The sequence below is a fragment of the Variovorax sp. BGA-UO-ETr-C22 genome (assembly GCF_059567965.1).
Genome location: NZ_JCAQPA010000011.1, coordinates 30,396 through 53,891 on the forward strand (window position 1 = coordinate 30,396; position 23,496 = coordinate 53,891).

General features: G+C 63.3%; 27 protein-coding genes. 2 read left to right on the forward strand and 25 right to left on the reverse strand.

Features of this window, described 5'->3' with window-relative positions; genetic code table 11:
* Positions 1–9 precede the first annotated feature (9 nt).
* Positions 10–594 carry a hypothetical protein gene (locus tag AC57B8_RS20005; RefSeq protein WP_496480561.1) on the forward strand — a complete coding sequence of 195 codons (585 nt, stop codon included), beginning with the start codon at positions 10–12 and terminating at the stop codon, positions 592–594.
* Positions 595–646: 52 nt separating this feature from the next.
* Positions 647–1,123: a hypothetical protein gene (locus AC57B8_RS20010; protein WP_496480562.1), complete on the forward strand. Its 477-nt coding sequence runs from the start codon at positions 647–649 to the stop codon at positions 1,121–1,123.
* A 27-nt stretch (positions 1,124–1,150) separates the two neighbouring features.
* On the opposite strand, the gene AC57B8_RS20015 is transcribed toward AC57B8_RS20010, so the two are convergent.
* The 25 genes from AC57B8_RS20015 to AC57B8_RS20135 all read right to left on the reverse strand — a co-directional run bounded on the left by AC57B8_RS20015 (position 1,151) and on the right by AC57B8_RS20135 (position 23,494).
* On the reverse strand, positions 1,151–2,395 hold the full coding sequence (locus AC57B8_RS20015) for a tetratricopeptide repeat protein (protein ID WP_496480563.1): 1,245 nt from the start codon (positions 2,393–2,395) through the stop codon (positions 1,151–1,153).
* Between the two features lie 38 nt (positions 2,396–2,433).
* Complete coding sequence (locus AC57B8_RS20020; RefSeq protein ID WP_496480564.1) at positions 2,434–3,273, reverse strand: sigma-70 family RNA polymerase sigma factor; 840 nt, start codon at positions 3,271–3,273, stop codon at positions 2,434–2,436.
* 63 nt (positions 3,274–3,336) lie between these two features.
* On the reverse strand, positions 3,337–4,278 hold the full coding sequence (gene fliP, locus AC57B8_RS20025; RefSeq protein WP_307695859.1) for a flagellar type III secretion system pore protein FliP: 942 nt from the start codon (positions 4,276–4,278) through the stop codon (positions 3,337–3,339).
* Positions 4,275–4,838 carry a flagellar biosynthetic protein FliO gene (locus tag AC57B8_RS20030; protein WP_496480565.1) on the reverse strand — a complete coding sequence of 188 codons (564 nt, stop codon included), beginning with the start codon at positions 4,836–4,838 and terminating at the stop codon, positions 4,275–4,277. The genes fliP and AC57B8_RS20030 overlap by 4 nt, the downstream gene beginning before the upstream one ends.
* 3 nt (positions 4,839–4,841) lie before the next feature.
* Positions 4,842–5,297 carry a FliM/FliN family flagellar motor switch protein gene (locus AC57B8_RS20035; RefSeq protein ID WP_496480566.1) on the reverse strand — a complete coding sequence of 152 codons (456 nt, stop codon included), beginning with the start codon at positions 5,295–5,297 and terminating at the stop codon, positions 4,842–4,844.
* A complete protein-coding gene (locus AC57B8_RS20040; RefSeq protein WP_496480567.1) occupies positions 5,294–6,280 on the reverse strand; it encodes a FliM/FliN family flagellar motor switch protein in 987 nt (328 codons plus the stop codon). The genes AC57B8_RS20035 and AC57B8_RS20040 overlap by 4 nt, the downstream gene beginning before the upstream one ends.
* Positions 6,277–7,482, reverse strand: a complete 1,206-nt coding sequence (locus tag AC57B8_RS20045) for a flagellar hook protein FlgE (RefSeq protein ID WP_496480568.1) — start codon at positions 7,480–7,482, stop codon at positions 6,277–6,279. Before AC57B8_RS20045 ends, AC57B8_RS20040 begins: the two co-directional genes overlap by 4 nt.
* 59 nt (positions 7,483–7,541) lie before the next feature.
* Positions 7,542–7,946, reverse strand: a complete 405-nt coding sequence (locus AC57B8_RS20050) for a flagellar hook assembly protein FlgD (RefSeq protein ID WP_496480569.1) — start codon at positions 7,944–7,946, stop codon at positions 7,542–7,544.
* Positions 7,946–8,791 carry a hypothetical protein gene (locus AC57B8_RS20055; protein ID WP_496480570.1) on the reverse strand — a complete coding sequence of 282 codons (846 nt, stop codon included), beginning with the start codon at positions 8,789–8,791 and terminating at the stop codon, positions 7,946–7,948. Before AC57B8_RS20055 ends, AC57B8_RS20050 begins: the two co-directional genes overlap by 1 nt.
* An 8-nt stretch (positions 8,792–8,799) precedes the next feature.
* Positions 8,800–9,303 carry a hypothetical protein gene (locus AC57B8_RS20060; protein WP_496480571.1) on the reverse strand — a complete coding sequence of 168 codons (504 nt, stop codon included), beginning with the start codon at positions 9,301–9,303 and terminating at the stop codon, positions 8,800–8,802.
* Between the two features lie 2 nt (positions 9,304–9,305).
* Complete coding sequence (locus AC57B8_RS20065; RefSeq protein WP_496480572.1) at positions 9,306–10,709, reverse strand: FliI/YscN family ATPase; 1,404 nt, start codon at positions 10,707–10,709, stop codon at positions 9,306–9,308.
* A 1-nt stretch (position 10,710) separates the two neighbouring features.
* Positions 10,711–11,601, reverse strand: coding sequence for a FliH/SctL family protein (locus tag AC57B8_RS20070; RefSeq protein ID WP_496480573.1), 891 nt, complete (start codon positions 11,599–11,601; stop codon positions 10,711–10,713).
* A complete protein-coding gene (locus AC57B8_RS20075) occupies positions 11,598–12,203 on the reverse strand; it encodes a hypothetical protein (protein ID WP_496480574.1) in 606 nt (201 codons plus the stop codon). The genes AC57B8_RS20070 and AC57B8_RS20075 overlap by 4 nt, the downstream gene beginning before the upstream one ends.
* Positions 12,204–12,229: 26 nt before the next feature.
* On the reverse strand, positions 12,230–13,747 hold the full coding sequence (fliF, locus tag AC57B8_RS20080; protein WP_496480575.1) for a flagellar basal-body MS-ring/collar protein FliF: 1,518 nt from the start codon (positions 13,745–13,747) through the stop codon (positions 12,230–12,232).
* The gene (gene fliE / locus AC57B8_RS20085; RefSeq protein WP_496480576.1) at positions 13,744–14,106 is read right to left on the reverse strand and encodes a flagellar hook-basal body complex protein FliE; all 363 of its coding nucleotides are present in this window, start codon (positions 14,104–14,106) and stop codon (positions 13,744–13,746) included. Before fliE ends, fliF begins: the two co-directional genes overlap by 4 nt.
* Positions 14,103–14,579, reverse strand: coding sequence for a flagellar basal body rod protein FlgC (gene flgC / locus AC57B8_RS20090; protein ID WP_307695872.1), 477 nt, complete (start codon positions 14,577–14,579; stop codon positions 14,103–14,105). The genes fliE and flgC overlap by 4 nt, the downstream gene beginning before the upstream one ends.
* Positions 14,580–14,581: 2 nt before the next feature.
* Positions 14,582–14,965, reverse strand: a complete 384-nt coding sequence (flgB, locus tag AC57B8_RS20095; protein WP_307695873.1) for a flagellar basal body rod protein FlgB — start codon at positions 14,963–14,965, stop codon at positions 14,582–14,584.
* A gap of 59 nt (positions 14,966–15,024) precedes the next feature.
* Positions 15,025–16,170, reverse strand: coding sequence for a flagellar basal body P-ring protein FlgI (locus AC57B8_RS20100; RefSeq protein WP_496480577.1), 1,146 nt, complete (start codon positions 16,168–16,170; stop codon positions 15,025–15,027).
* The gene (locus AC57B8_RS20105) at positions 16,170–16,772 is read right to left on the reverse strand and encodes a flagellar basal body L-ring protein FlgH (protein WP_496480578.1); all 603 of its coding nucleotides are present in this window, start codon (positions 16,770–16,772) and stop codon (positions 16,170–16,172) included. Before AC57B8_RS20105 ends, AC57B8_RS20100 begins: the two co-directional genes overlap by 1 nt.
* Positions 16,769–17,827: a flagella basal body P-ring formation protein FlgA gene (locus tag AC57B8_RS20110; protein WP_496480579.1), complete on the reverse strand. Its 1,059-nt coding sequence runs from the start codon at positions 17,825–17,827 to the stop codon at positions 16,769–16,771. Before AC57B8_RS20110 ends, AC57B8_RS20105 begins: the two co-directional genes overlap by 4 nt.
* Entirely contained in the window at positions 17,811–18,599 is a 789-nt protein-coding gene (flgG, locus tag AC57B8_RS20115; protein ID WP_307695877.1) for a flagellar basal-body rod protein FlgG, read from the reverse strand. Before flgG ends, AC57B8_RS20110 begins: the two co-directional genes overlap by 17 nt.
* 43 nt (positions 18,600–18,642) lie before the next feature.
* The gene (locus AC57B8_RS20120; RefSeq protein WP_496480580.1) at positions 18,643–19,434 is read right to left on the reverse strand and encodes a flagellar hook-basal body protein; all 792 of its coding nucleotides are present in this window, start codon (positions 19,432–19,434) and stop codon (positions 18,643–18,645) included.
* Positions 19,435–19,452: 18 nt separating this feature from the next.
* The gene (flhA, locus tag AC57B8_RS20125) at positions 19,453–21,552 is read right to left on the reverse strand and encodes a flagellar biosynthesis protein FlhA (RefSeq protein WP_496480581.1); all 2,100 of its coding nucleotides are present in this window, start codon (positions 21,550–21,552) and stop codon (positions 19,453–19,455) included.
* Complete coding sequence (locus AC57B8_RS20130) at positions 21,549–22,655, reverse strand: EscU/YscU/HrcU family type III secretion system export apparatus switch protein (protein ID WP_496480582.1); 1,107 nt, start codon at positions 22,653–22,655, stop codon at positions 21,549–21,551. The genes flhA and AC57B8_RS20130 overlap by 4 nt, the downstream gene beginning before the upstream one ends.
* Positions 22,655–23,494: a flagellar biosynthetic protein FliR gene (locus tag AC57B8_RS20135; RefSeq protein ID WP_496480583.1), complete on the reverse strand. Its 840-nt coding sequence runs from the start codon at positions 23,492–23,494 to the stop codon at positions 22,655–22,657. Before AC57B8_RS20135 ends, AC57B8_RS20130 begins: the two co-directional genes overlap by 1 nt.
* Positions 23,495–23,496 lie beyond the last annotated feature (2 nt).

Consider the following 23,496-nt stretch of genomic DNA (forward strand, 5'->3'; position numbering starts at 1 on the left):
CATCGAATCATGAAACAACCCGAGCCGACCTCCTTCGACACGCTGATGTCTCAAGGCATCGCCGCAAGCCAAGCCAACGACGGTGTTCAGGCCATCGACCTGTTCCAAAAGGCAAGTGCGGCCGATCCAGGTTCGAGCCTTCCGCAGTTCCTGCTTGGCGCTGAACTGGCCACGCTTGGCCAGATGGAACTGGCCGAAGCGGCATTCGCCAACGCAACCCTGCTAGCACCCGGCTTCGCGATGGCCCGATATCAATTGGGCCTGCTGCAGTTCAGTTCGGGACGAGCCGCCACGGCGCTCATCACCTGGCAGCCGTTGCTGGGGCTACCGGATACAGACCCCCTGCCGCATTTCGTGAACGGGTTCGCAGCCTTGGCGCAAGACCGTTTCGACGAAGCCTTGCAGCACTACCAGAAGGGCTTGGTGCTCAACACCACGAACGATGCACTGTCGGCGGACATCGAGAAGGTCATCGCAGGCATCAAGGCTTTGAGCTCAACGCACACGGCTGCGGACGACCAAGACCGTCCCACCGACAGCACCGACAACCACGTGTTGCTGGCCAACTACCAGCAGCAAGGGCCTGCACATTGATGGTTCGGAATGAATCTCCAGCGTCGGAGCGGCTGCGCCGACACATCAGCTCATGATCGATCCCTCCACTCAGCTGGCGGCGCTGATTCGCGCCCAATTCGCTGCACAGTTCAAGGCCCAGAGCCGGCATCGACTCTCGGGACAAGGCCCTGAGCGACAGGATCTCCAGGCACCGCCCGGTGGGAATGAAGGTTCGGCACCCGCCAGAAGCGAACGCGGCAGCAGCGACGAAAGCAACGCAGACGCCCAGATCCGTCAGATGGTGGCGCTGCGCGTTCGGGCTTTGTCGCCCAACGACCCGCAGCGGCAGAAGAAGGCCTTTCGGATCTTTCTGGAATCCGTTCTGACGCAGGAGTTCGGTCGCGACCGGTTGGACGACAAGGGTTTCGAGCAAATGGTCGATGCAGTGCTTCAGCGCATGGAAGGCGATACCGAACTAAGCACGGCTTTGCACGAAGCAGGCAACCTTCTGTTGGCCGAAGCCGGGTCACCCCGGCCAAACGCCGAAGCGCACAAGCCGAGCCGCTGACACCGGAGGCGCGCACGCCCTCGTTCTTCAACCGGCTCCGTCGACGGGAGGCTGAAACAAATCGGCCATGTCGCCCCCTAGCGGTCCCGCCCGCCCCCCGAATAATCGCCGCGCCAGACGCTGCACATCGTTGGCATCCTTCACTTCGCCACTGAGCAAGGCTTGTGCATATCTGCCCGACAGATTGCTCCTGTCGAGTCGCAAGGCAAGCTCTGCATGCGACTGGGCTTCCTGCGTCGACGACTGCATGGCAAGCACAACGGCCAGGCCGCCATGGCTCTCCGCGAAGTTCCGATCCAACGCGAGAGCGGCGTCGAAGCTCATGCGCGCACCGGCCAGGTCACCCTGCAAGATCTGTGTCCATCCCAGGCCGTGCCAGGTCCCGATGTGGCTCGCCATCGCGGTCACCGCCCGTTCGAAGGCGTCGCGGGCAGCGGCAAGGTCGCCAGCCAGCAGCGCCGCAAAGCCGCGTGTCGACCATGCCCTGCCGTCCCCGGGCTGGCGTTGCAATGCGACATCCGCCAATCGGGCAGCCAGCGTTGCATCCCGCGCAGCAAGCGCCAGCGACGCCTGAGCGATCAACGCTTCCACTGGATGATCTGCGGACGCGCCGCTCGAGAGACTGGCACTGGACCACCGCTGCGCTGCCGTGAAATCCGACGCATCGATCGCGATCAGGCTGGCCACCCCAGCCGCCTGAGCATCCAGCGCGCGCCGCTGTTCTGCGGCGCGCGTCCAGGCCAACGCCCGATCCAACTGACCATCGTGATGCATCGCTCGCAGCCAAAGCTGCTGCAGTGCACGCGTCGCTGGCGGAGAAACGGTATCAATATCGGACACGGCTGGCGCTTCGAGCGTGGAGGCCAGACGATTTACGCAGTCCGCAAGACGACCACGACGGAATTCGATGAAGGCCAGGTTGTGCAGCAGAACCTCGGCAAATCCAGCAGGCGGCTGAGGCGCCTTCTGCAATGCCTCGAGAACACCCAGCGCTTCCTCATAGCGTTGTTGTGCAAGCCAGACGTCGCCTTCGCGCAGACGCCAGGCGAGCGGCTCGGGACTGTGGGCTTGTCCGCTTTGCAAGTGAGCACGAGCGCGCTCCCACTCACCGCACAACAGCGCCGTCTCGAATGCGTCGATCAACAAGAGATCGTTCGAGGGATCTTCCCGAAGAAAGCCCTCGAGCCGATCCAGGCGCTGAAGCGCCGCCGTCAGCCGGGCATCGTTGTGCGAAATCACCCTGGGATGGGAAGATGCAGTCGAGTCAGTCATGAGAGAGAAGTAAGAGTTGGGTTTCTTGACACAGGGGGTCACCACGACACGTCGCAGCGCGCGTCTTTGCCGAGCAGCTCACGCAATCGGGACAGCCCCTCCCGATGCAACTGGGATACCCGCCCTCGCGTGAGGTTCATGGACGCCGCGATCTCGCTGAACGAAATCTCTTGCAGGTAGTGATAGCGGATCACAGTCTTCTGCCGGTCATTCAATTGATCCACGAGGCCGCGTAAGACCGTACGCAGCTGATGGATCTCCGATTTTCGGAAATAGCTGATCTCCGGAGAAGGGGAATGGTCATCGCTGCCGAAGGCCTCGGCATCCACCATGCCGGTGTCCTCGAGCAGGACACCGAGCGCGATCCCGATACCGACCTCTGCCAGATAGCGAAACAACTTGTCCGCGTCGCGCGGCGGCGCCGGCTCGCCTGGAATGCTTTCGCTATCGTGAGTGATCTCCTCGGATGCCGCCTCCTTCACCGCCTCAAGCCGCTCGTGACGCAGGCGCATCATGGTGCTGATCTGCTGGTTCTTCTCGGTCAACCGCGGCAGACCATTGAGGATGGCGCCCTGTACCCGCTTGGCCGCGAAAGTCTTGAACTGGGCCCCCTGCGCAGGATCGAAGCGATCCACCGCCTCGATCAGTCCGATGCGTGCCAGTTGCAGGTAGTCCGAAAATTCGATGTCGTTGTGGGTACGCCGCCCATAGACGGTGGCCGCCATCATGCGTGCGTACGGCAGATGCTGCTCGATCAACTGGGCTCGTGCGGCTTCGTCACCGGCTTCACGCCAGCGGCGCCAGAGGGTGTCCTGGAGTTCTGAACTTCCCGCCGCTGTCGCCTCGACGCCGTCTTCCTCGATCTTGGCACCGAACAACGGCCCAACAGGAGGCGTCGCCGGGGAGGAGCTTAGACGGGACATGCCTGCGCACCCGGTTGCTCAGTGAAAGCTGCCAACGAGTGCCTTGAGCACGAGGCTCCAGCCATCGACGAGGATGAACATCAGGACCTTCAGCGGCAGCGCGATGGTGGTCGGCGGCATCATCATCATTCCAAGCGCCATGAGAACGCTAGAGACGATCAGATCGATGAGCAGGAACGGCAGGAAGATCACGAACCCGATCTGAAACGCAGCGCGCAGCTCCGAGAGCATGAACGAGGGGATGAGTTGCACGTTGCTGATGTCGTCCATCGACTTGGGTACCGGCGCCTTGGACAACTCGACCATCAACGCCAGGTCAGCCTCACGCGTTTGCCGGACCATGAAATCGCGCAGCGGTGCAATGCCCTTTCCATATCCGTCCTCCATCGAAAGCTTGCCCGCCATGAAAGGCTCAAACGCTTCCTGATTGACCTTCTGCAGCACCGGCGACATGGTGAACAGGGTCAGGAAAAGGGCAAGGCCGATCAGGACCGTGTTGGGCGGCGTCTCGTTCATGCCGATGGCATGACGAAGCATCGACAGCACGACAATGATGCGCAAAAAGCTTGTCAGGCAGACCAGCAAGGCCGGCAGGATCGCCAGCACGGTGAGGCCAAGCACCACGCGCAGGGCTTGCGCGGTTTCGGTGGCCGGAGCAGCTGCAGGTGCGGGCATCGCCGAGGGCGACCGCACGGTGCTTGACTTGCCGCCGAGCTTGGAAGCACCTCGGGCTTCGGTCTCCTTCGGCGCCTGCGTCGACGTTGTCGCGGCAGGACCAGGCGCGTCTGCCCCCGCGGTGTCGCTCGCCTTCTGTGGCGAAACGATCGATTCTGGCGCTGCCTGCGCACGCGCGTCACCTGTGGGCCAGCCCAGCAAGAAACCGGCGACCAGCACAAGAACTGCCGCCAGATACAACGACAGCCCGCCTCGGCGATCCCCACCGGCTGCGAAACGCGTCATCGTTGAGCCTTGTCGGAGGAGGCGTTCGCTGCCACTGCTTGCCCCTGAGCGCGGTGAGCGTCCTGGACCGCGGGGCTAGACTCGGAGAGCAATTGAATCGACTGGTCCGAGCATCCCAGCAAGAGTCGCCGCCCTTCCCAGACCACGACGTGCAGGCTGTGGCTCGGCGACAGGCGCGTGCTCGAAACCCTCTCAATCTCATGCGAGGACACCGTATCGAGCAGCCCCCCTAGACGCGGCCACGAAGTCTTGCCCTTGCCCCCCAAGACCTTTCGCCGGGCAATCGCCGTGGCTACCGCGAGCAGTCCGCCGACAGCCACCACCGCGACCCACCAACGATCATCAGAGCGCCCCGAGGCGTCGCTCGACTGCTCACGCTTGACTGGAATGCTGGAAGGCAAGCTGACGCCGCTTGCGAATGTCGCAGCCCCGTTGTCGCCGCGCGCATCTTGCGCGTAGCTGAGTCGCGTCGTGAGCAGCCCTGCTGCCATGACCGCGCCGCAGACAAGAAGCAACTTGCACGCGCCGATCCACATCCGCCGATTAGCCCCGGCACTCATTCGTCAGGAACCCGAACCCAGGTTCAACGCAACGGGCAGCTCGGTGAGTCGAACCGCGAAATGGCCCTCGACTGCAACGAGTTGACCTCTCGCCACCACCCGGCCTTCTATGGTCAGTTCCACGGGTTGATCGATCTCGCGATCGAGACGCAGGACCTGATGCTCCTTGGCGCCAAGCAATTCGCCAACCGTCAGGGTGACCTCTCCAACGCACACCTGCAGCTTGGCCTTGATCTGATGCAACGGGTTCCAATCCCTGAGAACCGTGGCGTCACCGGCTCGATCGACGGCTCCGTCTTCCGGACCGGCATGGAGATCGGGAAGCGCAATGATCTGCGCAGTGGGCGAGTTGCCGCTGCCCTGCAGGGAGCGTGTTCTGCTTTCAGTACGCCCGTCGGAGACGGTTGCGGATGCGCCGATACGGTTTTCGGTCGCAATTCCTTCCAAGGCTGTCGTCATGGGGTCTTTCCCTTTGATGGATGAGTATTCAAGAGCGGTTCTGCGACCGCAGTCGACGATGTCAGCGTCGCCAACTCGACGGCAATCCGCCCGGCGCGCTGGCCCAGCCAGCCGTGGCACACCGGTGCACCGTCCGCAGCAACAAGTCGGGCCGGTGCATCGATCAGGTGCTCGAGTGGCACGACGTCGCCCACCTGCAGGCCCTGCAGCTGACCGAGGTTCAACTCCGTGCCTTCGAGCATCACACGCAACGCCACGGGCAGCCCCGAAAGGGCTTGATCGAGCCGCACCCTGGGCAACTTTTGAGAGCCGGCGCGTGGCTGTGCCGCGGTTTCGGCCACGTCGCCCAGAAGCACTGTCACCGCGTCGTGCGGCAGCTCGAGATGCCAGGAGCCACCCAGCCACGGCCAGCTTGCATGGAGCACACCGAACCAAGGACTGAAAGAGGTGCCGGTGCCCCCTGCTCCTGGCGGAACCTGTGCCTCCATCACAAAGCCCGGGAAACCTGACTGGATGCGCCGCAACCAGTCATCCCACGCGGCACGCGCCACGACAAGCGCCATCCTCGAGGGCTCTCGCGTCGAGCCCGAATTCACGGTTTCGTCGAACGTGAACATCCGCGTCGCAATGGCACGGATTGCCGCTTGCGCGGCTTTGTCGCCTTCGTCCGAAGACGGAAAAAGGCCCAGGCCTCGCGAGGCCACCTGGCCCGAGGGGCCCGCGAAAGACCAGCACACCATCCCCTCCGAAGTCGGGACGGTGCCGCTGTCGGGTTCGCCTACCTGGATCCCGGACTCTGCGAGCGCCTCTTCCCGTGCAGGGATCCACTCGGAATGCCAACCGCCGAGCAGCGAGGCCAAGCGCTGACGCACCGCATCCTTTTGCCGATCGTTCCAGTGGCGCAGGGGGCGGGCCTGGTGCATCGATTCGACGACGCCAAGCAATGCTGACCCAGGTACAGAGACGGGAGACGAGATATTCATTTGCTCTTCATCGAGAACAGCTGCTGCAGCATCTCGTTGGCCGTCGAGATCACCTGCGAACTGGCCTGGTAGCCCCGCTGCATGATCACCAGGTCACTGAATTCCTGCGACAGATCGACATTCGATATCTCGATCTTTCCCGAGGCCAATGAACCGAACGCGCCTTGGCCCGCAACACCGACATGCCAGGCATCCTTGTTCAGGGCCTCAAACTGGTTGTCGCCCAACGCCCCCACCGCGTCCGGCGAATCGAAGCGTGCCAGGGCCAGGTGGGCGCCATCGAGCGTTCGTCCGTTCGCATAGGTTTTCTTCAGCGTTCCCGTGTCGTCGAACACCACACCGCTCAATGCGCCGGAAACCACGCCGTCCTGCGATCTCATCTCCACCTGGTAGTCGCCAGCCCAGTAGACGACCTCCGTCAGGTCCAGCGTCAGGGCCATCGCCGCCTGACCTTCGGGTGTGTAGGTCATGGACACCTTGGCTGTCTCCGGCGTCGGCTTTCCCGTGGAAAAGACCACCTGCCCTGTGCTGACAACCTTGGTTCCATCCAGCAACTCGACCTTGACGGGCGTGTTGCCGCCGGTTGCATCACCTTTCGTGAACTTGGGAGTCAATGTATGGATGGCGCCGGCGACATCGATCACCTGGAGGGTGTACTTGCTGTCCACGGGAACCTTGGGCTGCTGCTCCGTCGTCGTGTTGGGCAAGTTGCCAGCCAGCTTGAAACGAGAGCTCGGCTTGCCCAGATCCATCATCTGCCCCGAGAGCGTGATGGGCGAGAAGTTGCCGCCTTCATCCAGTCCCATGACTTTCTCGCCATTGAGGCGACTGACCAGGACGCCTTCTGTATCGAACTTGAACTGTCCGGCGCGGGTATAGGTGATCTTTCCGTCTGCATCCTGCAGCACGAACAGCCCCTGCCCGTCCACCGCGATATCGAGGCTGTTTCCGGTCTGGCGCAGTTCGCCTTGCTTGAACGAAAGCGTCGTACCCGCGGTGTCGAGTCCAAAGCCCACCTGGCTGTAGTTCTGGCTGGCATTGCCACCGCTGAGATTCCGACCGGAGTAGAACAGGTCCGCGAACTGCAGGCTGGAGCTCTTGAAGCCCGGCGTGTTCATGTTGGCCGTGTTGTTGGCGATCACGCGCAAGCCACGCGAATAGCCCAACAGGCCCGTCATTCCAACGTAGATGGATTCAAGCATGAGTGTCCCTTCGTGAGTTCAATGCGGCCACTGCATTGAGCAGAAATTGCATTTCGCACTCAACGCACTGCAACCAACTGGCTGAGTGAAATGTTTTGCAAAACAGCCCCGCTCGCCGTCTTGACGCTCAGCAAAGGGGAGTCGCCAGAAAGGGAGAGAGCACTCACCGTGCCGGTGACGGAGCCCGTCGACGTCGTGACATCGACCGTCTTCCCGATCAATCCAACCGACTGCAACGCCGCCTGGTTGCTGATCAGCGTCGCGATCTTGGTGTTGAGCTGTTGTGTCTGCTCGAGGCTCGTGAACTGAGCCATCTGCGCCATGAACTGCTGGTTGTCCATGGGCTTGAGCGGATCCTGATAGGTAAGCTGGGTCAGTAGGATCTTGAGAAAGTCCTCCATCCCCAGGCTGCTGGCCTGCAGGTTGGTGCTGCTGCCGGAACCGCTGATTGCATCGATGGCCATCATGCCTCCTTTGAGTAGATTGAATTGAGAGCGACGCGACCGCGCTGTGCGCTCTGGGGAATTGGATCGCCCGACTGAACCCAAGCGTCTTCGCGCCAGACCAGCCGACCGTTGCAAACGACCTGGTACAGGCGTTGTCCCCGATCACGCAATCCTTGCTGCAGATCGGCCACGAGCTTCGGCAGCAATGCCAGGAGCACCTCGTCATCGGCCCGCATCGCAAGCCAGATGGCCTTCCCCTGGGGAGTGACCTCTTCGTGCAGGCGCAGGGGCGCCAAAGGCACATCGGGTCCATCGTGTGCCTCTGGTTCGGTTTCTGATTTGCCGTCTGTAGAGATGGCAGCTTCAAGCAGTAGATCCGCCGGGAACGCGAGAGCTGCCTGTCGATAGGGCAGCCGAGCATCGATCTGAAGGTCGCTTGTGGAGGAGTTTCCGGCAACGATCCGTCGCTCCAGGAGAGTGCTCGTGGTGCTGGGAAGAAGGACAGAAGGCGGACCTGCCAGACGAGGTTGCGCTGGCACCGACGCATCCAAAGATTCCAGCCGCCCTTGCGGCGAAACGGGAACATCTGCGATCAAACGGGCCCGTTCGGCAGGTCGGCGCTCGACGTGTCCGTCGCCTCTTGCTTCATGACGGGGCCGCGGATCTGCGGTTCGACCTGAGGAAGCCGCGTGACTTTGGCTGTCAGTGGCAGTTGGCTTGAACCAACTTGTCAGCTGGGCGCGCTCCATCTCGCGCTGCCATGCAAGCTGGCGCTGTGACTCTTCCCCATCGTCGCCTCGCGCCGGTGATGCGTCGCGGCGCGGCGGGAGCGTTCCACGCAATGCAGCTGCAGTGCTGTCCATAGAACTTTTCACTCGGCCTCCCAAGCGACGTTCGGCGTGGTGCGGCGGGCAAGCCAGTCCCGGTCTTGCTCATTGCTACTGCGACGACGCACCTCGTCGGCATATTCAGTCAAGGCGTCCTCTTTATGGCGACTCAAGCCATCGAGTTTCATCTGCTGAATCAAGCACTCCTGCCTCAGCCCATCACGCGCAATGCACAGTGCATCGCGCTGCAGGGCAAGCTGCTCCCATCGGCCGCGCAAGTGGGCCAAGTAGCCCAGGGTCCGCCGATGAGCGGCGGGATCCAGCCCCGAGTGCAAGCGTTGTCCGCTCTCCTTGGCGTACACGTCATGCTCCTCCTGAACTTGCGTCATCTTTGCCTCGATCTCGAGCAAATCTTGCTGAGCCCGTGCAAGCGCTGCCATCGACTTGTCCAGGCGCCATTGCTGCCTTTGGTGCACGGGCTCCAGGGCATAGACGAAGCCGCGGACATCAACGTCTCGCGTCTGCGCGGGCAATTTCTTCGGATTCATGTTCATTGCCTTTGCGTTCCAGGCGAAGGCGTGGAGGCGAGGATTTTCTGCAGTCCTTGGATGGACTCCGAGCGTGAAACACCGCCCTTGCTTTGTCGCAGCCATGCCTGCAGATCCGCCTCGATCTCGATGGCGCGATCCAGCTCGGCGTTGGAGCCCTTTTCGTAGGCACCGATGTCGACCATCTGCCGGTTGCGCTCCAGAACGGCCAGTTGCTGAACCGCCGAAACGGCCAGCGAGCGCTGGTCTTCACTGGCCAGTTCCGGCATCAGCCGACTCACGCTCTTGAGCACATCGATCGCCGGATAGTGCCCGCGATGCGCCAGATGACGCGACAGCACGATGTGGCCATCCAGAATGGCCCGCAATGCATCCGATACGGGCTCGTTCAGATCGTCGCCTTCGACCAGCACAGTGAGCAGCGCAGTGATCGAGCCGCCACCGGGCGCCGTGCCGCAGCGCTCGCAAAGCTCTGGAAGTTCGGCAAAGACAGAGGGCGTATAGCCGCGCGCCGTGGGCGGCTCACCCGCAGAAAGCCCCACTTCGCGCCTTGCCATCGCAAAACGCGTGATGGAGTCCATCGTCAGCAGCACGTTGCGACCCGCGTCACGGAAGTACTCGGCAATCGTGAGCGCCGCATAGGCCGCACGCAGCCGTGCCAGCGCGGGCTGATCGGAAGTGGCCACCACCACCACCGATCGCGCCAGCCCCTGCGGGCCCAATTGCTTTTCAATGAACTCCCGGACTTCGCGCCCGCGTTCTCCGATCAATGCGATCACATTGATGCTGTCTTGCCCATCGCCACCGGCATGGGTCTTTACGTGACGCGCAAGCAGTCCCAGCAAAGTGCTTTTTCCGACGCCGCTTCCTGCAAAGATGCCGACGCGTTGCCCCTGCCCCAACGTCAGCAAGCCGTCGATGCAGCGCACTCCCGTTTCCAGGACGCGCTCTATCGGCGGGCGCTGCATCGGATTGATCGGCTTGGCCTTCAAGGGACGGCGCTGCGAAGTCGATGGGCGTGGCTTGCCATCCAGCGGCGCACCGAAGCCGTCGATCACGCGCCCGCACAATGCCTCACCGACGCCGATTTGCGAATCCGCCCCGAGGGCATGCACCTCGCAACCTGCGGCGATGCCTTCCACGGAACCATAGGGCATCAACGTGACGCGGCCGGGTTTCAGGCCGACCACCTCCGCCAGAACACCGAGAGGTGCCGTCTCCTGATCGACCACGGGTTGGCCTGACACCTCGCGAGGTTTCCGGACCAGGATGCGGCAGAGTTCACCCACCGCGGCATCAGGCCCCGATGCATCGATGGCCAGTCCTTGCATCTCGCGGACCCAACCGATGCGCCGACGAAGATCCGTGCGCTGAAGGGCCTGACGGCTGGCATCCAAGGCACTCATCTCATGCATCCCGCAGGCGACTTGCGGCGCGGGATTGCTTCAGCAGATCGCGCAGCGCGTGCAATTGAGTTTCGAGCCGCGCGTCAAGGCCACCCTCGGGAGATTGCAGGATGCACCCCCCCAACACAACCTGCGCGCTGGCAATCCATTTGACATCGTCGCCACGCCAGAGGTTGGACGTCGATGCGTCTGTCGCATCCTGCAGGGACGTCAGGTCGTCGGGATGCAGATGAACGGCAACCAGACGCCGGTCGCGCAATCCTTCCATCGCTTGGAGGATCTGCGCGCGCACCGCATCGGGCTGTACCGCGCGATCTCCCAGCACGCGGCAGATGGCCTCGAAGCTCAGCGCGAGCATGTCGTCTTCAACGGCTGCCAATCTGGCGTCGATCTGCGATGGCAGCGAGCCGATCAGGCTCTCCAGGGTGTCAAGACGAGCCTGTTGCACAGTTTGGAACTGCTGCTGAAGCTCTTTCGTCAACCGCTGCGCCCGCTCTTCCAGTTCACGCTCGGCATTCTGCTGCGCTTGAGCTGCGGCCTGCCGGGCCTCCTGCGCGGCACGCTCGCCCCCTTGTGCATGGCCCCTGGCGAAGCCATCTTCATAGCCGAGGCGGCGAGCCTCCTCTTCTGCCAGCGCGGCGGCGGACGGAATCTTTGGAAGTTCCGGGTCGGGCTGTGGGCCCCTCGCCTCGCCCTTGCGACCGAAAGGGACTGGCGCGAGATTCGGGGTGAACTCTGCGCCTTGCATATGTTCAGAGCCGGCATGTCGCTGACTGGGGCGCGTCAGGGCCACCTGGCCGTGCATGACGACGTCGCGCAGCACAACCGCTGCGGCACGCTCGTTCGCCCCCAGGCGCTCGACGTCGCGATGCTGCGGCTGCTTGTCGCTCACCGAACGCCTCCCGACAATGAATGCCCACCGCGCAGCGCACGACCGAATGCGCGCTTGAGTTCGTGCCAGGTTGTCTTCGGTCCTGCCCCCACGGTCGGCGTGTGGTCCTGCAACCGAGCCGCTGCCGCCGAGATCAATGCGGCGCGCATACCGGGAGGTGTCCGATAGCCGGCACCGGTGCTTGCGAGATTGGCCTCGACCTGTCTGCGCTGCCCGGGCTCCAGCGCAGCCAACAGGCGCTCTCGCCATGGCCAGTCGGCAAGCCGCAACCATTCGGCGATCAGCCCCACGGGCTCGGTTCGCATGAGGCGCACGAATTCCCCAAACTGGACTTCATTGAGCGTACGAAGCCTGTCTTCATCCGACACCGGCTGACGCGGCTCGACCGGTGCTGCGCTCGCCGTCGCATCGGCGATCAGCGCGGCATCGCGCTCGATCCCCAGTGCCTCGAGCTCCGCCAGCAGCGCCTGCAGGCCTGTCCGCTGCACAGGCGGCAGCGCCTCGAGTATCCAGGTGCGATCCGCTGGCGCCATGGCGTGCAGGAGCAGCGCGGCGTGGCGCGCGCCGCTGGATTCGGGCACGGCCACATCCGGATCTGTCATCCGAAAAACGCCGGGACTAGGCACCATCAAATATCTCTCCTCGTGCCCTGCGCAGTTGTCTGGGGGCTGCCGCTCGAGACTCCAGCGGCAGGCACTGAAGAGGAATCGCGCATCCAGTCGCGCACCCGCTGCAACGCCAGGGCACGCTGCGACTCCGACAGCGGTGTGGCGCCGGAAGTCGCGCCGGACGCCGAAGCATCACGCCGACCGCCCCTGAACAAGAGCACAACCAACAGCGCCAGCGTCAGGCCTGCCAGCAGCCACTTCAGTCCAGAGGAACTGCCGCTCTCGAACAAGCCGCCGACAGCAGGACTCTCAATTGGTGCGTCGACCGCAGAGCCATCGGGGGCCATCGTTGCGCCGGCCGCGGCGTCGGGAGACGCCACAAGGGCACCGCCCACCAGCGACTGGACCACGACGGTATCGCCGCGCTCCAGCGAAGCCCCGACCGCCGCTGCAATGACCTTGCGCAGCTGGTCTTCCTGCAACGTATCCAGCGCCTTGCGCACCACGGCGACCACGTGCACACGGCGGATGGAGCCGGGCTGGCTGACCACCTGCTCGACACGGCGGCCCACGGCGTATTCGACATCTCGCTGCGCGCTGCCACCGCGCGCGCCGGCGGTTTCGGCTACCTTGGTGTCCAGCGAGGCGCCCGTATCGCGCAACACCTCTCGCTCGCGCACCACCACGCCGGTCGCCTGCATGCCAGCGCGCGAAGCTGCGGGCAGCACATCTTCCGTGGTGGTTCGGATCTGGTCCATGTTGAGCGTCACGTCGACGCTGGCCAGCGCCTGCCCCGGACCGAACTGCGATGCGAGCACTGCGGCCACCTTGCGCGACAGGTACGCTTCTGTGTCCCGCTTGAGGTCCAGGCGCGCGCTATTGACTTCCAGATCGCCATTGCTCCCTTCGGAACGAGTGAGAGCCACCCCATGGCTGTCGACGATGGTGACGTCTTGGGTCGCCATGCCCGGCACCGCGGCCGCCACCAGGCGCTGCACCCCCACCACCTGCTCCGGACGAAGAGCCTGCCCTTGCCGCATGGTGAGCGTGATGGATGCCTTGGCTTTCGAGGTTGCCTGCTTGAACAGGCCCTGCTCGGGCAAGGCCAGAAGCACGCGAACCTCACGCACCTCCGAAAGCGACTGGATGGTCCGTGTCAGCTCCCCCTGCAATGCACGCTGGTAGTTGATCTTCTGCGCGAATTCGGTCATGCCGAAATCCGTGTTGTTGAACAGCTCCAGCCCCACGGCGCCTTGCAGCGGTAGTTCCTTGCCCATGAGCTTGATTCGCGTCGCGTGCACCGTCGCCTTGTCGACCAGAATCGAGGTGCCGTTGTCGCCCAGGAGATAAGGGATCTTCAGACGCTCGAGCTCGGTCGTCATCGCCTGTGCATCCTGTGGCCTCAGGTCGGTGAACAATGCCTGGTATTCGGTACGAAGCAACCACCAGGCCGCTGCCGCGGTCACCAGCACGATAGCCAGCACCCCGGCGATCAGGCCCGCCCGGCCGCGCTGTGACAGTCCTTGCCAGAAGTTCATATCGGCATCTTCATGATGTCTTGATACGCCTCAAGCAGCCGGCTTCGCACCTGCATCATCAGCTGGAACGACAGGCGACTCTCCTCCAGGTTGATCATGATCTGGTGCAGGTTCTGCGCGTCGCCGGTGGCCAGCTTCTGCAAATCGATCTGGCTGCCGATCAGCTGGCTGTTGACCTGCGCAATGCCGTCCGACACCAGCTGCCCAAACGAGCCAGGAACAGACTGGGAAGCCAATGCGACGTCAGGCGCCGATGCAGCGCCGGTGGTGCGAGCCGGCTGCATGTTGGCCGCCACCACGGCGGATTGCGCCTGCTGCGACAGCGAGGACAAGGCTTCAACAGGAAGAAATGCCGTCATGCGTTGCCTCCGATGTCCAGCGCGCGCATCGCCAACGTACGCGTGGTGTTCATGGCGGAGACATTCGCCTCATAGGCCCGGGTCGCACTCATCATGCTCACCATCTCGGTGGCGGTGTCGACGCCCGCATAGGCGACATAGCCGCGCTCGTTGGCCAGCGGATGACCGGGCTCGTACACGAGCCTGGGCGCGGCATCGGCCGGAACAATACGCATCAGCGGCGCTGCTTGCGAGATCGCTTCCGAGCCTTCAAGCCCTTCGGAGACCATGGCGCCGAACGTCCCGGAGGCGCCGTTGGCGGTCCCTGCGCCATTCGCTTGCGCAACGGCCAGCACCCGAAGAGGTTGATAGCTGACGCCACCAACACCCTGAACGGTGTTGGCATTGGCGAGGTTGAGCGCGGCAACGTCGACACGCGCACGTTCGATGTTCATGCCGATCGCGCTGATGGCGAAGGATTGGCTGTAGTCCATGGTCATCTCTTTCCGTCGCTGGCTGCCATTGAAAGGATCGAAAAATGGCGCGACAAGCCCTTGACCAGCGCCTGGTAGTGCACGGCGTTGCGGGCCATCTCGGCGGCTTCGACGTCCAGCTGTACCTGGGCGACGTTTCCTTGCTCGTCCATCGCGGCTTCGATTCGGGGACGCACCTGGCTCAATGCGGATGCGTCGAGTCGGCCCGTCTGCGCCATGCTTCGGCGCGCATCGAGCAACTGGGCTTCGAAGTTCACACGTTGCGGCACATAGTTGAGGGCATGGGCGTTGGCGATGTTGGTGGCGATCGCTTGCTGACGCAGGCTGGCTGCATCGAGCGCAAGCGCAAGTGCGGACCGGGTCACTGCTTCGAGTCCTTCTGTCATTTCCGTGGTCTCCGAAATCTTTTCTTGATGGCCCAATGGAGGTCGATGAGATCCGTGTGTCACTGCACAACAAGTTCGCCGTGCAGCGCACCTGCAGCCTTGACCGCGCGCAGGATCGATATCACGTCGCGCGTGCTTGTCTTCAGCCTGGCGAGCGACTGAACGAGGTCTGAGACCGTGTTGGTGCCGGACACAAAACCAGTGCCGTTGAGTTCATCGACATCGATCCGGGTATTGGTCACGATGGCGGTGCGGATGTCTGGCCCGCCGTTCCAGACGTTGTACGGCTGGGAGGCACTGTTCTGGTTCGAGATGGCGATCTTGATGTCCCCATGAGAAATGGCGACCTTCGAGATCCGCACATCCCCTCCCGAAACCACGGTGCCGGTGCGCTCGTTGATCACGACCTTGGCGCGGCGATCCGGCTCCACGGTGACGTTCTCGATCTTGGTGAAGAGACTGACCAGTTCGTCGCGCTGGGCGACCGGCACGGCGATCTCGATGCCGGAGGCATCGCGCGCCTTCGCCAGGCTGGCGCCCAGTTGGCTGTTGATGGCCGTGGCCACGCGATTGGCTGTGGTGTAGTCCGGCTCGGAGAGCACGAAGGTCACGCTCTGGCGCTCGTCCAGCATCGCGGCATTGACACCCACTTCCACCGTTGCCCCATTCGGCACCGAGCCGGCGGTCGGATGGTTCTTCTGGACCACGTTGCCATTCGCGTCATAGCGATACCCTCCCACCGACAGGCCGCCCTGGGCCAGTGCGTAGACACGGCCGTTGGCGCCCTTGAGCGGCGTGATCAGCAAAGTGCCGCCAACCAGACTGCGCGCATCGCCCGCGGAGCTCACAGTCACGTCCAGCGTGTCCCCCTCCCGCGCGAAGGTGGGCAGCGTCGCGCTGACCATCACGACCGCCACGTTGCGGCTCTGAATGGCCTCCGGGGCAATCGTGAGATTGAACTGGGACAAGACGTTGGCCAGCGACTGACGCGTCGTGCGGTTGGCTGGTGAGTCTCCGGTGCCAGCCAGGCCGGTCACGATGCCGGTCCCAAAAAGCGCGTTATCGCGCCAGCCCTTGAGCTTTCCAAGGTCCTTGACACGCACGGCATCCGCTGCGTGCACACTTGAAAGGCCCGCGCAAACCACGATCGCGATGGCAGTACCGCGTCCGAGGCACTGCATGAAAGTTGAAATCATCCGGCGCATCACAATCCCAGCCAATCAAGAACTCGCCGCCATCCGCTGCGGCGTGCGCGATCCGATACATCGCCTTCACCGACATACGTGATGCGAGCATCGGCGAGCCGGGTCGACAGGACCACGTTGCCATCGGAAATATCCTGCGGGCGCACGCGCCCCTCCAGATTCACCTTCTGCAGTTCCTCGTTGACCATCAGTTGCTGCTCTCCGGCCACCCGCAAATCGCCGTTGGGCAACACTTCCTGCACCGACACGGTCAATGTCGCCAACAGCTTGTTGGCGCGCTGAGTGCGACCTCCGCCATCGAACTCACCCGTCACGCCGATGCCAAGTTGCCCGACCACCTTGTTGCCGGTATGTCCGACGGAACCGCTGATGTCGTTGGCACGACGTGTTCCCGTGTTGGCGCTGCTTGTGGCCGACGAGTTCTCGAAGACCTGAACGGTGAGCGAGTCGCCGACGCGGAACGCCTTGTTGTCCGCCGTCAGAGGCCGAAAGCTGCCCTCCTGATATAGGCTCTCGGCCCTGACGGTTGACACGAAGCACAACGCAGCCGCCAAGGCCAGTGACAGAAGGAGGAACCGCCCGGAATGCTTGCTTGCGCTCATGGTTGCACCTCGACCTGTCCCGGTCCCGTCACGCGCGCCAGGACCTCCCCCTTGGCGCCGGGCACCTTGACACGCACGAACTGTCCTTCGCGACCATCCTGCAATACCTCCACACGGCTTTCGACGGCCACATCGCCGCTGCGCGCCTGCAAGAGCGCCCAGTTGCCGCGAACGACCGCCGGCATGGATTCGAGATGGGCACGGGTCAGGACCTCACCCGCCTTGAGAGGTTTGCGCAGGCGCTGACGCCCGGCTTCCAACTCGGAGAATCTGCCGTTGATGCCGGCGTCGACCGGTGCGCCTTGCTTGAGGCTCGCGAGGTCGACGTCACGGGACTCGGTTCCTCCCCGAAGCAACACCGCGTCGACTGCGGCGCCGCTGTCCATTTGGGTCGTGGCGACCGTGAGCGGCGCCCAGGCGCTGACTTCGAAGGTCACCGCCGTGGTCCGCACGAAGCGATCGTCGACCCAGGCGTCCACCCACACCAGCATGCGCCTGGACGGCCGGGACTGATCAGCAAGCGGACGGACGCGCAACACCGGGACGCCCGCGGGCACCACCAGGTCACGGGCACTGGACACCGCTTGCACTTCAGCCCGCACGCTGCGCTGGGAGAGCCACGTCAGCAATGCCGCCCGCGCCGCATCCACGACGGTTTCTCCGGGCAGTTCCTGTGCGGCGCTCTCGATCGCCGTCTCGCTCGCGCCGCTCCACTGAATCATGGGCGTCGCAACTCCCGGCGCGCTCGCCGCGGCGTAGAACCCGCCGCGCGTCTCGACCCAGCGCATGATCGTTTCGCGATCCAGAAAAGCGGGCGACCCGGGACGAGGCGCAGCACCGATGGGCAGCGCCATCAGCCTGCGCAAGATCGACAGGTCGCGCGATGTGAGGAACGCGATGTCGCCGAGTCGGACGTTGGCTTGGGCCACCCTGACCCGGGGCCGCAGCTCGATCGAGATCTGTGGCTCGCCAACCGCGGGCGCGACTCCGGCCCCCGCCGAAAGGGTGGCGGCGGCAGTCAGCAGCGCAACCCACCCCTTACTTGCGCAGGCCATTGATCATCCCCAGCATCTCATCCGATGCCTGCATGACCTTCACATTGGCTTCATACACGCGCTGGGCCACCATCAGGTTGACCATCTCTTCGGTCAGCTTGACGTTCGATCCTTCCAGAAACCCTTGGGCCAGGTTTCCCATGCCGTCTTCGGCGGCCTTGCCGGCAATGGCCTCTCCCGAGCTCGTGCTGGAGCGATACAAGTTGTCGCCCTGTGGCAGCAGCCCCGAGGGGCTGGTGAAGCGCACCAGATCGATCTGCCCCAATTCGACCGGCGTCGTCTGTCCGGCCACCGTGATCCGCACGCGGCCATCGCTTTCGATGCTCATGTTCTGTGCGTTGTCGGGAATCGACAGATTGGCCTTGAGCGGAAAGCCGCCCGATGTCGCCAGCAGACCGTCCCGATTGACCTTGAAGCTGCCGCCGCGCGTGTAGGTGCTGGAGCCGTCGGGCATCGTCACCTCGATGAAGCCTTCGCCCTGGATAGCGATGTCGAATGCGGACTCGGTCTTCTTCAGGTCGCCCATGTCGAACAACTTGGAGACAGCCGAGATGCCAACGCCGGCCCCCACCCGCCCCGCCGCGCCGAGGATGCCCGTTTCGTCCTGTGTGGGCTGCAGGCGCCCTGCTTCCTGCACCATCAGGTCGGAGAAGGCGACCTTGCTTCGTTTGAAGCCGGTGGTGTTGACGTTGGCGAGGTTGTTGGCGATGGTGTCGACATTGAGCTGTTGGGCCTGCATGCCGGTGGCGCTGATATAGAGGGCGTCGAACATGTTCTGTCTCTCTTGAAATTGGGAAGCCTGTGGAGGGCGCGCGTTACGACAGCTCACCGAGCCTGCGTACCGCACCGCCGATCATTTCGTCGTAGCCCAGAGCAACCCGCTGCATGGATTCGAAATGGCGCATCGACTGGATCAGTTGCGCCATCTCCTGCATCGAGCTCACGTTGGAGTTCTCGAGAAATCCTTGCCGCACCTGCACATCGGCGTCCACGAGCTGAGTGGGCGTCTGGTCCGAGCCCAGCAGGCCGCTCCCCATGCGCGCAAGGTTGGTCGTGTTGTCGAACTGGACCACCTTGAGTTGGGCGACCGGCGTCAACTCGGCGCCGCCACCAGGCTTGCTCTCGAACACCTGTCCCGTGGCATCGATCGTGGGATTGGGGCGCGTCAGCACAATCTCTCCGCCACGCCCCATCACCGGATTTCCCTGCGCTGTGACCAGGCGGCCGCGTCCGTCCAGCTGCCAATTGCCCTGCCGGGTGTACGCCAGGCCGCTTGCGGTCGATATCTCGAAGAAGCCAGGCGTGGCAAGGGCCACGTCAAGGCTTTGCCCGGTGGCCTTGAGCGTGGCCGGGCGTGCATCGGTCTGGATCATGAGCGAGCCCGCCGTGGTTGGAAGGCTCGTCGGTGCGTTGGCTTGCGACAAGGCTGGGGATGCCCCAGCGCCACGCATGGCGTCGGCGAACGTCCCTGCTGCGAGCGGCAATGAGGACACGACCTCGCGCTTGTAGCCTGGCGTCAGGGCGTTGGCCATGTTCATGCTGATGCGCTCCAGGCGAGCCATGTCCTGCTGCATGCTGTTCAAGCTGATGGCGAGTATGTCGCTCATGGAAATGCTCCCGGAATCTCAGAGTTGGACGACGCTGAAGGACTTCAGCTCGATGGTGTGCGGCACTTCGGCCATGGAGAGCACCCTCAGATGCGGCATGACCCGCTCCGACAGCGCGCGCACATGCCGGCGCAACTCGGGTGCGCACAGCAATACCGGCAGCAGGTTGCTCTTCATCATCCGCTCGGCCTGCTGAACCAGTCGCTTCATCAGTTGCTCGGACAGGCGCGGGTCGAGCACGAAGGGCTGGGCCCCACCCTCTTCGGTGGCCACGTGAATGCTTTGCAGAAATTGGCTCTCGATCGCCGGGTCGAGTGTCAGCACTTGCAGCGACGCCGCCTCGCCCAGGAGGCCCTGACAGATGGCATGCCCCAGCCTTTGGCGGACCACTTCGGTGAGTTGATTCGCGTCCCTCGTCGAGCGGCCGGCATCAGAGAGTGTTTCGAGGATGGCCTCGACATGGCGGATCGACACCTTCTCCCGCAGCAGGTTCTGAAGCACCTTCTGGACATCGCTGGACGACAACACCGTAGGAATCAGCTCTTCGACGAGTCCCGGCTGGCTTTGGCGCACCCGGGCCAGAAGCCGGTCGACCTCTGCACGGGTCAGCAGCGTCGCGGACTCGCGCCGAAGCATCTCGGTCAGATGCGTCATGAAGACCGTGGGCGCATCGACCAGCGTGTACTTCGCTCGGTTGGCCGTTTCTCGCTGTGCTTCTTCGATCCACAGTGCCGGCAAACCGTAGGTCGGATCACGGGTGGGTTCACCCGGAATGGACTTGATGTCGCCGGTGGGGTGAATGGCCAGCAGCCTGTCCGTGCGGGCCTCGCCCTTTCCGACCAGCACGCCATCCAGATGGATCTCGTACTTGTCTGCCGAGAGGCGCACCGAATCCTTGAAACGCACGCGCGGCAACACGAGGCCAAATTCCTGCGCGTGCTGCTTGCGGAAGGTGGCGATCCGCTCCATGAACACGCTGCCTGGCTGATTGATTGCCGGAACCCAGTTGCTCCCCAGGTGCACTTCGATGGGTTCGACTTGCAGCAAGGCATAGGGATCGTCACTTGCCGCCGCCGCGCCACCATCGCCCGCAGAGGTTGCTGCGTCGATCGAGGCATTGCCGGCGGCCTGCTGTCCGGTCGAGGATGGTGCAGCTTGCCGCTTGGCGGCGCGATACAGCATGGTCGCGGCCAGCAGGAAGCACAGCGTCAATGCGAGAGTTGGCAGCGCGGGGATGCCCGGCAGCAGCAGCAGGCCACCCAGGGCCATGGCTACCAGGAAGAGCGTCTTGGGGAAGGAGCTGACCTGCCGCAGCGCCTCACGGCTTAGGTTGGTGTCGGAGGACGACCGCGTCACGATGATGCCGGTGCCCACTGCGATCACCAGCGCCGGCACCTGGGTCACGATGCCGTCGCCGATCGTCAAGAGGGTGTAGGTCTGCAGCGCCTGGCCCCAAGGAAGACCGTGCTGCATCACGCCGATCACCAGCCCCCCGATGATGTTGATGAGCAAGATGATGATGCCCGCGATGGCATCGCCCTTGACGAACTTGCTAGCACCGTCCATGGCGCCGTAGAACCCGGCCTCTTTCTCGAGGTTCTTGCGCCTGCGCTGGGCCTCGGCCTGGTCGATAAAGCCCATGTTGAGGTCGGCATCGATGCTCATCTGCTGACCTGGCATGCTGTCGAGCGTGAAGCGTGCCGCCACCTCGGACACCCGCTGTGCGCCGCTGGTCACGACCACGTACTGAACCACGATAAGGATCAGGAAGACGATCAGGCCGATGACGTAGTTGCCGCCCACCACAAATGCCCCGATGGCACCGATCACCCGGCCTGCGTCACCATCGGAGAGGATCAGTCGGGTGGCCGCAACGTTGAGCGAGAGACGAAACAGCGTGGCGATCAGGAGCAACGACGGAAAGGTCGAAAACTCGACCGGCCTGGCCATGTAGAAGGTCAGCAGAAGCACCAGGAACGCGAAGCTGAAGTTGCTCAGGATCAGGAAGTCGAGCAAGCCGCTGGGAATGGGGGCGAAGAGCACCACCAGCACGCCCAGCACCAGCAAGACGAGCGCGATGTCGCTGTGCTTTCCAAGGACCCGCGTCAGCGCGTTCATGAGTGCGCCCCCGGTGCCATACCGACCTGTCCACGCGCCTGGCGTTGTTCGCGCATGGCGAAGACCCACACGATGATGCGTGCGACCTGTGCGTAGAGCTCCGGCGGCACCGACTGATCGACCGGAAGTTCCTTGTAGATGCGCCGAGCCAGTGCGGGGTTCTGCACCACCGGGATGCGGTGACGCGCCGCAATCTCGCGCATGGCAGCGGCCATGTGTCCGGCTCCCTTGGCCAGTAACTGGGGCGACGCCATGCGACCATGCTCGTATTTCAGCGCAACAGCCAGGTGGGTGGGATTCGTGATCACGACATCGGCGTTACGTGTCTGGCGCAATGCCAGACTGCGCTTGAGCATTTCCCTGCGCAGCTCGCGCAGACGGGATCGAATGCGCGGATCGCCTTCACGCTGCTTGACTTCGTCCTTGAGCTCGCGCTGACTCATGCGCATCTTCTTGGCAAATTCATGCCGTGTGTACATCAGGTCAAGCAGTGCGATCAGACCCAGCACCAGCGCCATCTTGAGACCGACACTTGCGATGTCGTCCAGCAGGATGTGCAGATAACCGACCGCGGACAGCGAGGCCAGTGCGTAGAACTGTCCCTTCAGTGCCTTGAGTGCGAGGACAGCGACCAGCGTCAACAAGGTGAGTTTGATGACGGCGCGCGCGGTGTCGAACAGCACGCGCATGGAGAACAGCCTCTTGAGGCCGTTGACAGGATTGATGCGGTCGAAGTCGATCTTGACCGGCTCGAATGAGAGGATCGGACCTGTCTGCATCATGTTGCTGACAATGGCAGCGAGCATCACGGCCGCAAAAAATGGCGCCGCCAACGTCAGGGTTGCGCGCAGGGCACGCTCGATCACGGGCCAGAGGCTAGCGCCCGAGGGGTCCATTCGCCCGGCCTGAATGATCAGCGCCTGGTCGAAGCGGAATTGAGATGAAACTGCGCCGAAACCGCGCCACGTGAGGTAAACCACCGCCACGGCGAAAACCACGGCCGCCACGACATCCGCGCTCTTGGCCACTTGTCCACGCTCACGTGCACGCCGCAGCTTGTAGGGGGTGGCCGCTTCGTTGCGATCGAGATCTTGCTCGGCCATCAGCGCACCGGCCCCTTCGGCAGCGTTGAGGCCACAAAGATGCCATCCCAAGTACTCGTGATGCTCGCGTAGACCCGAGTCATGACGCCGCCGATTCCGGTGAACCAAAGCGACAGCGCAATGAGACCGACCAGAATCTTGACGGGTATGCCCATCGTGAACATGTTCATTTGCGGCAGATTTCGCCCCACCACCCCGAGCGCGAACTCCACCAGCAGAATGCAGAACACAACCGGTGCGGCCAGTGCAAAGCCCAGGCTGAAAAGGCCCGTCGCCTGCTTCAGCAAGGGCTCTGCCGCATTGGCGATGGACCATGGCGCACCGACAGGGAAACGCTCCAAGCTATAGCCGATGCCTCGCAACAGTGCGTGATGTCCATTCAATAGAAAGAACACCATGACCGAGAGGTAGCCAAAGGCCGACGTGAGGATCGGCACGGGGCGCCGGGTTACCGGATCGAGAACCTGGGCAATGCCAAAGCCCAGTTGCAGGTCCAGCAGTTGCCCTGCAACCGAAAAAGCACCGAAGGCCAGCAAGATGCCAAGGCCCAGCGTGGCGCCCAGTGCCAACTCCGTGAGCGCGGCAGCAAGCAAGGCTCCCCACCCAGTGAATGCCTCTGCAGGAATGGGAAAGCTGGACGCGAGCACGACCGAGAGCCCGAGCAAGAGGAGCATCCGTATTGATGGTGGCAGCGGCATCGCATAGAGAACCGGAGTCATTGCAAGCGTTGCTGCCAGCCGCAGCGCAAGCAGACCCACAACCATGAGCCAAGACGTGCCAGCTCCTGACGTCGCCATATCAAGCAGCGTCGGCGCCATGTGCGACGGAAACGGATTCACGG

Coding starts and splice junctions, on each gene's coding strand:
- AC57B8_RS20005 (WP_496480561.1), top strand. CDS start 10: ATGAAACAACCCGAGCCGACCTCCTTCGACACGCTGATGTCTCAAGGC.
- AC57B8_RS20010 (WP_496480562.1), top strand. CDS start 647: ATGATCGATCCCTCCACTCAGCTGGCGGCGCTGATTCGCGCCCAATTC.
- AC57B8_RS20015 (WP_496480563.1), bottom strand. CDS start 2,395: ATGACTGACTCGACTGCATCTTCCCATCCCAGGGTGATTTCGCACAAC.
- fliP (WP_307695859.1), bottom strand. CDS start 4,278: ATGACGCGTTTCGCAGCCGGTGGGGATCGCCGAGGCGGGCTGTCGTTG.
- AC57B8_RS20030 (WP_496480565.1), bottom strand. CDS start 4,838: ATGAGTGCCGGGGCTAATCGGCGGATGTGGATCGGCGCGTGCAAGTTG.
- AC57B8_RS20035 (WP_496480566.1), bottom strand. CDS start 5,297: ATGACGACAGCCTTGGAAGGAATTGCGACCGAAAACCGTATCGGCGCA.
- AC57B8_RS20040 (WP_496480567.1), bottom strand. CDS start 6,280: ATGAATATCTCGTCTCCCGTCTCTGTACCTGGGTCAGCATTGCTTGGC.
- AC57B8_RS20045 (WP_496480568.1), bottom strand. CDS start 7,482: ATGCTTGAATCCATCTACGTTGGAATGACGGGCCTGTTGGGCTATTCG.
- AC57B8_RS20050 (WP_496480569.1), bottom strand. CDS start 7,946: ATGGCCATCGATGCAATCAGCGGTTCCGGCAGCAGCACCAACCTGCAG.
- AC57B8_RS20055 (WP_496480570.1), bottom strand. CDS start 8,791: ATGGACAGCACTGCAGCTGCATTGCGTGGAACGCTCCCGCCGCGCCGC.
- AC57B8_RS20060 (WP_496480571.1), bottom strand. CDS start 9,303: ATGAATCCGAAGAAATTGCCCGCGCAGACGCGAGACGTTGATGTCCGC.
- AC57B8_RS20065 (WP_496480572.1), bottom strand. CDS start 10,709: ATGAGTGCCTTGGATGCCAGCCGTCAGGCCCTTCAGCGCACGGATCTT.
- AC57B8_RS20075 (WP_496480574.1), bottom strand. CDS start 12,203: ATGACAGATCCGGATGTGGCCGTGCCCGAATCCAGCGGCGCGCGCCAC.
- fliF (WP_496480575.1), bottom strand. CDS start 13,747: ATGAACTTCTGGCAAGGACTGTCACAGCGCGGCCGGGCGGGCCTGATC.
- fliE (WP_496480576.1), bottom strand. CDS start 14,106: ATGACGGCATTTCTTCCTGTTGAAGCCTTGTCCTCGCTGTCGCAGCAG.
- flgC (WP_307695872.1), bottom strand. CDS start 14,579: ATGGACTACAGCCAATCCTTCGCCATCAGCGCGATCGGCATGAACATC.
- flgB (WP_307695873.1), bottom strand. CDS start 14,965: ATGACAGAAGGACTCGAAGCAGTGACCCGGTCCGCACTTGCGCTTGCG.
- AC57B8_RS20100 (WP_496480577.1), bottom strand. CDS start 16,170: ATGCGCCGGATGATTTCAACTTTCATGCAGTGCCTCGGACGCGGTACT.
- AC57B8_RS20105 (WP_496480578.1), bottom strand. CDS start 16,772: ATGAGCGCAAGCAAGCATTCCGGGCGGTTCCTCCTTCTGTCACTGGCC.
- AC57B8_RS20110 (WP_496480579.1), bottom strand. CDS start 17,827: ATGGCCTGCGCAAGTAAGGGGTGGGTTGCGCTGCTGACTGCCGCCGCC.
- flgG (WP_307695877.1), bottom strand. CDS start 18,599: ATGTTCGACGCCCTCTATATCAGCGCCACCGGCATGCAGGCCCAACAG.
- AC57B8_RS20120 (WP_496480580.1), bottom strand. CDS start 19,434: ATGAGCGACATACTCGCCATCAGCTTGAACAGCATGCAGCAGGACATG.
- flhA (WP_496480581.1), bottom strand. CDS start 21,552: ATGAACGCGCTGACGCGGGTCCTTGGAAAGCACAGCGACATCGCGCTC.
- AC57B8_RS20130 (WP_496480582.1), bottom strand. CDS start 22,655: ATGGCCGAGCAAGATCTCGATCGCAACGAAGCGGCCACCCCCTACAAG.